This window comes from Saccharopolyspora sp. NPDC047091, assembly GCF_040643635.1.
Classification (GTDB): domain Bacteria; phylum Actinomycetota; class Actinomycetes; order Mycobacteriales; family Pseudonocardiaceae; genus Saccharopolyspora_C.
This window is the reverse complement of the sequence record NZ_JBEYUS010000045.1, coordinates 42378-51548: the sequence shown is the minus strand read 5'-3', so window position 1 is coordinate 51548 and position 9171 is coordinate 42378. Positions and strand designations below refer to the sequence as shown.

Below are 9171 nucleotides of genomic sequence, written 5' to 3'. Positions count from 1 at the left end.
AGGGCGGCGACCTCACCGACACCATGATCCTGGTGCGCATCCCCAACGGCGGACAACGCGCCAGCGCGGTCTCCTTCCCCCGCGACACCATGGTCGAACTCGGCAACGGCTATGGGGAGCAGAAGCTCAACTCGGCTCTGGGCCGGGCGAAGAGCGAGGCCCGGCACCGGCTGGAGCAGGACGGCGTCACCGACGAGAAGCAGCTGGAGCTGCAGTCCAAGGCCGAGGGCCAGAAGTTCCTGATCAAAACGATCGAAGACCTCTCCGGAACCAGCATCGACCACTACGCCGAGGTGAACCTGCTGGGGTTCTACGAGGTCACCAAGGCCGTGGGTGGCGTCGAGGTGTGCTTGAACGAGGCGGTGGACGACAGCGCGCATTCCGGCGCGGTGTTCTCCGCCGGGCGCCAGACCATCGAAGGCGCCGACGCGCTGGCCTTCGTCCGCCAGCGCTACGGCCTGCCGAACTACGACCTGGACCGGGTGGTGCGCCAGCAGGTGTTCATGTCCGGACTGGCGAACAAGGTGCTGTCCGCGGGCACGCTGGGCAACCCGGTGCGGCTCGGCGAGCTGGTGGGGGCGCTGCAGAAGTCGGTGGTGGTCGATTCCGGTTGGGACCTCATGGGATTCGCGCAGCAGATGTCCGGAATCGCGGGCGGCGACATCGACTTCCACACCATCCCGGTGGAACTCGTCGGCCCGTCCGGCCGCGAAGACGTGCAGGCCGACGAGGACGAGGTGCACCGGTTCGTGGCGGACCTGCTGCTGTCCCCGCAGGAACGCGCGGTGCGCCAGCAGGCCGAGCGGTCGCCGGAGACGCAGCGGGAGACGACGCCGGAGACCTCCGAGTCGAGCTCCCCGGCGGAGATCTCGGTGGACGTCTACAACGCCTCCGGCATCACCGGCCTGGCCGCGAGCGTGGCGGACCGGCTGGCGGCGCAGGGGTTCGGCACCGGGGCCACCGGCAACGCGGCGTCGGCGAGCTCCTCCTCGGTGCGGGTCGCCGCGGGCGAGCAGGACGCGGGGGAGCAGGTCGCGGCGTCCCTCGGCGGAATCCCGGTGCGCACCAGCGGTTCCGTCCCGGCGGGCACCGTCGAGGTGTACCTGGGTGCGGACTACGACGGCCCGGGCGCGGTGAACTTCGCGGGCGCGCCGGCGCTGCGGCTGGACGGGCTGCGGCCCGCGCAGGCGCAGGACCAGCAGCAGCCGATCACCGCGGGCGGCGTGCCCTGCGTGAACTGACCGGATCCGGACCCGGTGCGTGCAGGGTTCACCCTGCGATGATCTCGTGAGAGGGTGATCGCTGTGAGTTCCGCCATGCACCGGGCCCGCCCGCTCGCGTTGATCCTGCTCTGCTGCGCACTGCTCGCCGGTTGCGGTGTCGAACCGGGCAAGGCCGGTGCCGCGGCGTTCGTCGGAGAAGCGCGCATCCCGATCAACGAGGTGCAGAGCCGCTACCGCGCGGTGCTGGAGAAGGAACCCGAGGCGAAGGCGCAGCTGTCCGAGCAGGGCATGCTCGGCGAGCTCACCCGCCGGATGGCCGCCGACCTGGTGCGCCGCGAGCTGACGAAGCAGGCCGCGCGGACCGAGGGCCTGGACGTGGACGAGCGCCGGGTCGCCGAGGTCATCGACTCCGCCGGTGGGCCGCAGGCCGCCAGCAAGGGCCAGATCTACACCGAGAGCGACATCCAGGACGTGGTGCGCAGCAGGCTGCTCGCGGCCGAGCTGGGGCGCAAGTACGTGGACCGGCTGTCGGTCACCTACGACGTCACCTCCGCGGTGAACCGGCGCGAAGCCGAGGAGAAGGTGCGGCGGATGGCGGGCGGCGACGCGGAATCGGCCGCGCTCATCGCCGAGGACCGGCAGTCCGGCACGGGTGCCGCGGCCGACCAGCGGCTGCGCTCCGCCGACGTGCCCGACCTGGCCGCGGGCACGCCGCTGTTCGGCGCGCGCACCGGCACGGCGATGGCGTTCGAGCTGCAACCGCAGTCCGGGCAGTGGACGGTGGTGCGGATCAAGCAGCGCGAGGTCGCACCGCCGCCGCCCGCGCCGAGCGCCGCGGGCGCCGACGAGATGAAGATGCAGGCCCTGGGCGATCAGCTGCTGCGGGTCACCGCGCAGCAAGTCGGGGTGGAGCTCAGCCCGCGCTACGGCGTGTGGGACGAGCTCGGTCTCTCGGCGGCGCCGAACCAGGACGAGACCATCGGGATCGTGCTGCCCAGCGCGCGTTCCTGACCGGCCGGCTGCGGCTGAACGGGTGATCTTCTGCGGCGAGGTCCGGTCGAGATCACCCGTACCGGGTGATGCGCCGGTGTGTCGGCCGGGGGCGCGGGCGGACGGCCCGGCACCCTCCGCGGCATGGATCGAGCACTGCGACCGATGGCCGCCGCGCGGTTGGCACAATCGCGCCATGCACAACGCACGTTCAGCGGCTTCCGGCGGAATCGGCGCGAACTCGGGGTTCTCGGACACCGGGGCGGTGGCACCGGGAACGGCGGTGGTGGTCGTGGACGACCGGCTCGGGGACGTGATCCCGGCGGCGGCGGTGCCCGCGCTGCGCCGGGCCGCTGCGGTGCACGTGGTGCCGGGACTCTCCCCGGCCACGGTCTCGGCGCTGGACGATCCGGGCACGCCGGACGTGCCGGAGCTGCTCGCCCGGGCGGGCCGCGAACCGGTCGTGCTGTTCGCGCCGGATGTGCAGTCGGAGCAGGCGGTGGCGCTGCTGGACGCGGGCGCGGCCCTGCTCGGGGCGCAGCCGCCGGTGGGCGTGGAACTGCTGGACGCGGTGACCGTGATGGACCGGTTGCGCTCGCCGGGCGGGTGCCCGTGGGACGCGGAGCAGGACCACGACTCGCTGCGCCGCTACCTGGTGGAGGAGACCTACGAGCTGCTGGACGCGATCGAGCAGCGGGATCGGCCGTCGCTGCGCGAGGAGCTGGGCGACGTGCTGCTGCAGGTGCTGTTCCACGCGCGGATCGCGGCCGAGGACCGCGTTGAACCGTTCGGGGTGGACGAGGTCGCCGCCGACCTGGTGGGCAAGCTCGTGTCCCGGCACCCGCACGTGTTCACCGAGGCCGGCTCGGTGCACGACGCGGAGTCCCAGCAGCTGCGCTGGGACGAGCTGAAGCAGCGCGAGAAGCAACGTGAATCCATTGTGGACGGAGTGGCGACCGGGCAGCCCGCGGCCGCGCTGGCGGCCAAGCTGGTGAACCGCGCCGACCGGGCAGGCGTGCCGCGCGAACTGCTCACCGCGGCGGGGACGCCGGGCGCGAGCGCGTTCGCCCTCGTCGCGCGCGCCCGGCTGGAGGGCGGAGACCCGGAGGACGAGCTGCGCGCCGCCGCGCTCGACTTCGCCGCGCGCGTCCGGACGGCCGAGGCCGCCGCCCGCGCCGACGGGCACGACCCGCACCGGCTCACCTCGCAGCAGTGGGCCGACTACTGGGCGGACGACGGCGCGACCAGCGAGAACGATCGCGGCCCGGCCGCCGGCGGCTGATCCCGACGAGCCGACCGGCGGCACCCGCGCACCCGCCGAACCGGGCGGTGGCGGCGAAAAGTCCGGTTCGTTCCCGGGTGATGATCCGGTACGTGCACACTGGGGCGAGGAAAGGGAGGGCATTCGTGTCGCAGCAACTCAGCACGAGCAGGTCGTGGCGGCTCGCCGGAGTGGTACCGATGGTCGCGCTGCTCGTCTCGTGCGGCATCGAAGTGGACCGCGAACCCGAGCAGATCAGTCCGAGCGTGCAAGCCGTCCCGCCGCCCGCCGTGGCGCCTCCGGACGGCGGTGTCGACCCGCCCCCGCTCACCGTGCTGCCCGAGGGCGGCCCGCCGCTGCCCACCACCCAGCGGCCCCAGCTGCAGCTCACCGCCTGGGCCGAATCGATGTCCGACGAGCTCAACATCCCCCGCGTCGCCCTGCAGGCCTACGGCTACGCCGCCACGGCCGTCGAGCAGAGCCATCCCGGCTGCGGACTCGGCTGGAGCACCCTCGCCGGGATCGGCGCCATCGAATCCAGCCACGGCCGCTACGGCGGCGCCCGCCTCGACGAGACCGGCAGGCCCAGCACCCCGATCATCGGACTGCCGCTGGACGGCAGCCACCGCGTCAAGCGCATCGATGACACCGACGGCGGCAGGCTCGACGGCGACCCCGTCTACGACCGGGCCATCGGGCCCCTCCAGTTCATCCCCACCACCTGGGAGCGGTGGGCGGTGGACGCCGACGGCGACGGCATCGCCGACCCGCACGACATCGACGACGCCGCCCTCGCCGCCGCCGAGTACCTGTGCACCGTCGGCGGCGACATGCAGGACCCGGACCGGTTCTGGGCCGCGCTGCTCGACTACAACGAGAGCCACGACTACGGGCAGGACGTGCTCGACCACGCGGACCACTACGGCAAGACCAGCCGCAGCCTGTTCGCGACGGACTGAGCGAGGCTTCGCCACCGGCCGAGCCGGGTTCGTCGCCGATCGAGCCGGGTTCGCGACCGACCGGGTCGGGTTCAGCAACGACCGAGCCGGGTCCGCCACGGGTCCGGGCCGATCGGGCCGGGTCCGCTTCCGAGCCGGGTTCGCGCCCGGCCGCGCGGGTTCGCCGCTGATCCGGTTTCGCGACCAGCCGAACCGGGTTTCGCCGCTGATCCTGGTTCGCCACCGGTCGAGCCTGGTTCGCCGCCGATCCGGGGACGCCCGATCGATCCGGCCGCGCGGGTTCGGGTCGGCCGATGGTCGATTCGTGTTCGCTCCTAGTTCTCGCGGATACCGGCAAGTAGCCTGATCGCGTGACCGACCCGACCGCATCCCGGCTGCGCGCAGTGGCCGCCGCCGTCGGGCGGCTGGCCGTGGCGCTGGCCCTCGTCGCCACCTTGGGCGCCGGGGTGGCGCTCGCCTCCACCCTCACCCGGCCCGACGCTGCACCCGCGGCCGGACCGCCGCCCGAGCAGGTCGTGGTGGAACCCGCACCGGTGCTGCCCGGCTCCGCCGCGCCCCTGGTCCCGGAGCCCGCGCAGCAACCCGCGCCCGCGGGCGAAGACCCGGTGCGGGAGTGGGCCGACCACGTCGCGTCCTCCGCGGACGTGCCCGCCCGCGCCCTGATCTCCTACGTGAACGCGGACCTGGCGATGCGCCAGTACCAGCCGAGCTGCCGGATCTCCTGGGCCATGCTCGCCGGGATCGGCCGCATCGAGTCCAACCACGGGCGCTACGGGAACCGGGTGCTCGGCGACGACGCGGTGCCCTCCAGCCCCATCATCGGCGTGCCGCTGGACGGCACCCCCGGTGTCCGGGCCATCGGCGACACCGACGGCGGCGCGCTCGACGGCGACCCGGTGCACGACCGCGCGGTCGGCCCGATGCAGTTCATCCCGTCCACCTGGCGCAAGTGGGCCACCGACGGCAACGGCGACGGGCTCGGCGACCCGCAGAACCTGGACGACGCGGCGATGGCCGCCGCGCGCTACCTGTGCTCCAGCGGCCGCGACCTGACCACCGGCACGGGCTGGTGGGGCGCGGTGATGTCGTACAACAACTCGGTGGAGTACGGGCAGAAGGTGTACGCGATCGCCGAGAGCTACTCGGCGGCCGCGAGCCGTCGCGGCTGACCCGGCGAGCGCAGCCCGACCCGCGAGCCGCGGTGGGTGATCCGTGAGCCGCCGCGAACTGTGAGCCGTGCAGCGCGCGAGCCGTGACCCGCCGCGATCCCTGAGCCGTGCAGCGCGTGATCCGTGAGTCGCCGTGATCCCTCGAACCGCGCACCGCGTGACCCGCCGCGACCCCTTGAACCGCGCACCGCACGACCCGCGGGCCGGGCGCCCGCGAGTTCGGTCGCGCCGCCCCGGCTCAGCCGCCGCGGGTGGCCAGCCGGGCGTTGATCTCGCCCAGCGCCTCCTGGTAGGCCGGGTCCGGGTTCATCACCGCCGCCAGCTGGACCTGGCTGCGAGCCTCCCGCAGCCGCCCCTGCCGTTGCAGCGTGCGGCCCAGCACCAGCCGGGCGTAGTGGTCGGACGGATCGAGCTCGATCACCCGCAGGAACGCGGCCTCCGCTCGGCGGAACTGGGCGGTGAACAAGTAAGCCCTCCCCAGCAGCAGCTGGACGGAGGGCTTGTCCTCGGCGATGTCGAGCACGGGTTGCAGTGCGCGGAGAGCTTCCCAGGGCCTGCGCTGGGCGACCAGGCTCTCCGCCCGGCGGAACGCTTCAACGGTGCCTTCGCTGCTCATGGTCCGCACAACGGTACGTGCCGGTCCCGGTGTTCCTCGACGGCCGAGCGGATGTCGTCCGCGCCCGTCCCGGCCGTTCTCGATCACGGCGCGTGGTCGCCGGGGTGATCTCGGCCGCTCCGGCGCGAGCGCGCGGTGTGGCGTGCGCGAAGTCGGCCGCACCGCCCTCGCGCCCACCGATAGGCTCGGGGGCGGTCGTGGGGCGATCGGCGCCCGCTCGCGCGCACGAGCGAGTCGGGCGGGCCGCCCATACCTCAAACCCTGGTTAGGAGCACACGTGGCGATCATCGAACAGGTCGGCGCCCGCGAGATCCTGGACTCGCGCGGTAACCCCACCGTCGAGGTCGAAGTGGCACTGGAAGACGGCACGCTGGCCCGCGCGGCCGTCCCGTCGGGCGCTTCCACCGGTGAGCACGAGGCCGTCGAGCTGCGGGACGGCGACGCCGAGCGCTACGGCGGCAAGGGCGTCGAGAAGGCCGTCGAAGCGGTCCTCGACGAGATCGGCCCAGAGCTGGCCGGCCTGGACGCGACCGAGCAGCGCGTCGTCGACCAGAAGCTCGTCGACCTCGACGGCACCCCGGGCAAGTCCCGGCTCGGCGCCAACGCCATCCTCGGCGCCTCGCTGGCCGTCGCGAAGGCCGCCGCGGACTCCGCGGGCCTGGAGCTGTTCCGCTACGTCGGCGGCCCCAACGCGCACGTGCTGCCGGTGCCGATGATGAACATCCTCAACGGTGGCGCGCACGCCGACACCGGGGTGGACGTGCAGGAGTTCATGATCGCGCCGGTGGGTGCGGACTCCTTCTCCGACGCGCTGCGCTGGGGCGCGGAGACCTACCACGCGCTGAAGTCGGTGCTCAAGGCCAAGGGCCTGCCCACCGGACTCGGCGACGAGGGCGGTTTCGCCCCCGACCTGCCGAACAACCGCGAGGCCCTCGACCTCATCGCGGTCGCGGTGGACAAGGCCGGGTTCAAGCTGGGCACCGACATCGTGCTCGCGATGGACGTCGCCGCCACCGAGTTCTTCGCGGACGGCGCCTACACCTTCGAGAAGTCCAAGCGCAGCGCCGAGCAGATGACCGGCTACTACACCGAGCTGCTCGACAACTACCCGCTGGTGTCCATCGAGGACCCGCTGGGCGAGGACGACTGGGACGGCTGGGTGCAGCTGACCAGCGAGCTCGGCGAGCGCGTGCAGCTGGTCGGCGACGACCTGTTCGTCACCAACCCGGAGCGCCTCGAAGAGGGCATCAACCGCCGCGCGGGCAACGCGCTGCTGGTCAAGGTCAACCAGATCGGCACCCTGTCCGAGACGCTGGACGCGGTGAACCTGGCGAACTCCTGCGGCTACAAGAGCATGATGAGCCACCGCTCCGGCGAGACCGAGGACACCACGATCGCCGACCTCGCGGTCGCCACCGGCTGCGGCCAGATCAAGACCGGTGCCCCGGCGCGCAGCGAGCGGGTCGCCAAGTACAACCAGCTGCTGCGCATCGAGGAAGCGCTCGGGGACGCCGCCCGCTACGCGGGTGAGCTGGCTTTCCCGCGGCTCAACCTGGAGGCGTGACATCCTGGTCACCAGCGGTCCGCGAGGCCGGGTGACCACGACGACGGGTGCGGACGATGCCGAGCGGGCGATCTTCTGATCGACAGCAGCGCCGTCGCGGGGACGGTTCCCCGTCGACGCGCGGGAACGGTGCGCGCCGCCGCACGGAGGCGCCGACCACCGCGAAGCGGTCCGGGACGCGGCCGGGAGCCCAATCGGGTTCCCGGCCGCGGCCGAAGACCGGTTCCCGCTCGGAGACCGCGGGCGCGTTCAAGCTGTCCTCGACGCGGCGGGCGGCGCTGCTGGCGCTGCTGCTGTGCGCGATGGCGCTGAGCGTGTCCGTGCCGCTGCGGACCTACCTGAGCCAGCGCGGTGAACTCGCCGCGCAGGAGCAGCAGCGCACCGAGCTCGTCCAGCAGGTGCGCGACCTGGAACTGCGCAAGGCGCAGCTTTCCGACCCGGAGCGGGTGGAGGCCGAGGCCCGCTCCCGGCTGGGGTACGTGCGGCCCGGGGAGACGCCGTACATCGTGGACCTGCCCGGCCGACCGGCCGCCCCGCCGACGGCGCCGGCACCGGAGGACGACGGCGCTTGGTACTCGGATCTGTGGAAGTCGCTGACAGGGAACTGACGTGAGCAACACTTCGGCGGTCGCCGCGAGCGACCGCGACAGCATCGCCCGCCAGCTGGGCCGACCGCCGCGCGGGCTGCGCGCGGTGGCGGCGCGGGACGCGGCGGGGGAGCCGGCCGTGGTGCAGACGCACCCGCGCCTGGAGGACGGCACGCCGTTCCCGACCCTGTACTACCTGACCTCGCCCCGGCTGGTGGGGCACTGCTCCACGCTGGAGGCCGAGGGCCTGATGCGCGAGATGCAGGACCGGCTCGCCGCGGACGCGGAGCTGGCGGAGCGCTACCGCCTGGCGCACGAGTCCTACCTGGCGGAGCGGGACGCGATCGAATCGCTGGGCACCCTGGTCACGGCGGGCGGGATGCCGGACCGGGTGAAGTGCCTGCACGTGCACGTGGCGCATTCGCTGGCCAAGGGGCCCGGGGTGAACCCGTTCGGCGACGAGGCGCTGGAGATCATCGAGCGGCGCTGGCCGGAGAAGCCCGCCGCCGAGCCCGCGGGCTGACGTTCCGCCCGCGGCGCGCGGTCGCCGCGGGCCCTCCCGCTCCGCCGTCCCCGTTCTCCGGTGGCCGAGCCGCGCTGCGGCATTCGGATGAGCGCCTGAGCTGCGGAGATCCACTCCATCGTGTTCGATCAGCGGCCGTGATCACGCTGCATGATCGAAGTGGCTATTAATGCCACTCGATGGAGTGAGCGCGAGCGTCGTAACGCGCCGCTTCGTGCCACGGTGGTGACGGATCCAGCGCCGGTGGCGAAAGCCCCTGGTCGCGGACGATCTCGTGGG

9 protein-coding genes are annotated in these 9171 nt (G+C 73.1%); 8 read left to right on the top strand and 1 reads right to left on the bottom strand.

The genetic code is table 11. The annotated features are described in order from the left end of the window. The 5 genes from ABZ805_RS19365 to ABZ805_RS19345 form a co-directional block, all read left to right on the top strand. Positions 1 to 1241: LCP family protein (locus tag ABZ805_RS19365; protein WP_358441939.1), on the top strand; the 1241-nt coding region annotated here is incomplete at its 5' end. Between the two features lie 63 nt (positions 1242 to 1304). Beyond that, positions 1305 to 2234 carry a SurA N-terminal domain-containing protein gene (locus ABZ805_RS19360; protein WP_358441936.1) on the top strand — a complete coding sequence of 310 codons (930 nt, stop codon included), beginning with the start codon at positions 1305 to 1307 and terminating at the stop codon, positions 2232 to 2234. Between the two features lie 175 nt (positions 2235 to 2409). Beyond that, positions 2410 to 3495, top strand: a complete 1086-nt coding sequence (locus ABZ805_RS19355) for a MazG family protein (RefSeq protein ID WP_358441933.1) — start codon at positions 2410 to 2412, stop codon at positions 3493 to 3495. A 125-nt stretch (positions 3496 to 3620) separates the two neighbouring features. Continuing rightward, positions 3621 to 4433 carry a lytic murein transglycosylase gene (locus ABZ805_RS19350; RefSeq protein WP_358441930.1) on the top strand — a complete coding sequence of 271 codons (813 nt, stop codon included), beginning with the start codon at positions 3621 to 3623 and terminating at the stop codon, positions 4431 to 4433. Positions 4434 to 4783: 350 nt separating this feature from the next. Beyond that, positions 4784 to 5602 (top strand): lytic murein transglycosylase, encoded by an 819-nt coding sequence (locus ABZ805_RS19345; RefSeq protein WP_358441927.1) that lies wholly within the window; start codon positions 4784 to 4786, stop codon positions 5600 to 5602. 238 nt (positions 5603 to 5840) lie between these two features. Here the strand turns inward: ABZ805_RS19345 and ABZ805_RS19340 are convergent, their stop codons facing one another. Next, positions 5841 to 6218: a tetratricopeptide repeat protein gene (locus ABZ805_RS19340; protein ID WP_224958898.1), complete on the bottom strand. Its 378-nt coding sequence runs from the start codon at positions 6216 to 6218 to the stop codon at positions 5841 to 5843. 277 nt (positions 6219 to 6495) lie between these two features. Here ABZ805_RS19340 and eno point away from each other — a divergent pair, with 277 nt between their 5' ends. From eno to ABZ805_RS19325, 3 genes are read left to right on the top strand one after another with little or no spacing between them, the layout of a single operon-like run. Beyond that, a complete protein-coding gene (eno, locus tag ABZ805_RS19335; protein ID WP_358441925.1) occupies positions 6496 to 7782 on the top strand; it encodes a phosphopyruvate hydratase in 1287 nt (428 codons plus the stop codon). A 56-nt stretch (positions 7783 to 7838) separates the two neighbouring features. After that, positions 7839 to 8390 (top strand): septum formation initiator family protein, encoded by a 552-nt coding sequence (locus ABZ805_RS19330; RefSeq protein WP_358441923.1) that lies wholly within the window; start codon positions 7839 to 7841, stop codon positions 8388 to 8390. 1 nt (position 8391) lies between these two features. Beyond that, positions 8392 to 8892, top strand: coding sequence for a DUF501 domain-containing protein (locus ABZ805_RS19325; RefSeq protein ID WP_358441920.1), 501 nt, complete (start codon positions 8392 to 8394; stop codon positions 8890 to 8892). Positions 8893 to 9171: the final 279 nt, after the last annotated feature.